1 other annotated feature (cut by a window edge) is annotated in these 1,329 nt (G+C 57.6%).

The annotated features are described in order from the left end of the window. Nucleotides 1-428: 428 nt before the first annotated feature. Nucleotides 429-1,329, top strand: a sequence feature (mutual gap in cmsearch alignment for this rRNA model is longer than 100); it runs 2,218 nt beyond the window's last position.

Raw genomic sequence — 1,329 nt, 5'->3', positions numbered from 1 at the left:
CGTGTAACACCCGAAGCCGGTGGCCCAACCCCTTGTGGGAGGGAGCTGTCGAAGGTGGGACTGGCGATTGGGACGAAGTCGTAACAAGGTAGCCGTACCGGAAGGTGCGGCTGGATCACCTCCTTTCTAAGGAGCACTTCTAAGCCGGGCTTGCCTGGTTCAGAGGCCAGTACATCAGCGAATGTCTGATGCTGGTTGCTCATGGGTGGAACGTTGACTACTCGGCACACTTGATCGTCTTCTCCTTCTAGTACTGCTCTTCGGAGCGTGGAACGTTGAGGGAAGCGGGGAGGGTGTCGGGCACGCTGTTGGGTGTCTGAGGGAATGAACTTTCCTCATGCGCCGGCCCCAGTGAACTCCGGTTGATTCCGGGGGTGATGGGTGGCTGGTCGTTGTTTGAGAACTGCACAGTGGACGCGAGCATCTGTGGCCAAGTTTTTAAGGGCGCACGGTGGATGCCTTGGCACCAGGAACCGATGAAGGACGTGGGAGGCCACGATAGTCCCCGGGGAGTCGTCAACCAGGCTTTGATCCGGGGGTTTCCGAATGGGGAAACCCGGCAGTCGTCATGGGCTGTCACCCGCTGCTGAACACATAGGCAGTGTGGAGGGAACGCGGGGAAGTGAAACATCTCAGTACCCGCAGGAAGAGAAAACAACCGTGATTCCGGGAGTAGTGGCGAGCGAAACTGGATGAGGCCAAACCGTATGCGTGTGAGACCCGGCAGGGGTTGCGCATACGGGGTTGTGGGATCTCTCTTTTACGGTCTGCCGGCCGTGAGACGAGTCAGAAACCGTTGATGTAGGCGAAGGACATGCGAAAGGTCCGGCGTAGAGGGTAAGACCCCCGTAGTCGAAACGTCAGCGGCTCGTTTGAGAGACACCCAAGTAGCACGGGGCCCGAGAAATCCCGTGTGAATCTGGCGGGACCACCCGCTAAGCCTAAATATTCCCTGGTGACCGATAGCGGATAGTACCGTGAGGGAATGGTGAAAAGTACCCCGGGAGGGGAGTGAAATAGTACCTGAAACCGTGTGCCTACAAGCCGTGGGAGCGTCGGATACGTGCTTGCACGTATCTCGTGACTGCGTGCCTTTTGAAGAATGAGCCTGCGAGTTTGCGGTGTGTTGCGAGGTTAACCCGTGTGGGGAAGCCGTAGCGAAAGCGAGTCCGAATAGGGCGATTTTAGTAGCACGCTCAAGACCCGAAGCGGAGTGATCTAGCCATGGGGCAGGTTGAAGCGGAGGTAAGACTTCGTGGAGGACCGAACCCACCAGGGTTGAAAACCTGGGGGATGACCTGTGGTTAGGGGTGAAAGGCCAATCAAACT

Origin of the sequence: Streptomyces viridochromogenes DSM 40736 (assembly GCF_000158955.1) — a bacterium.
Taxonomy (GTDB): Bacteria; Actinomycetota; Actinomycetes; order Streptomycetales; family Streptomycetaceae; genus Streptomyces; species Streptomyces venetus.
Note: the sequence above shows the minus strand (reverse complement) of the source record. Positions and strands in the feature narration are given on the sequence as shown.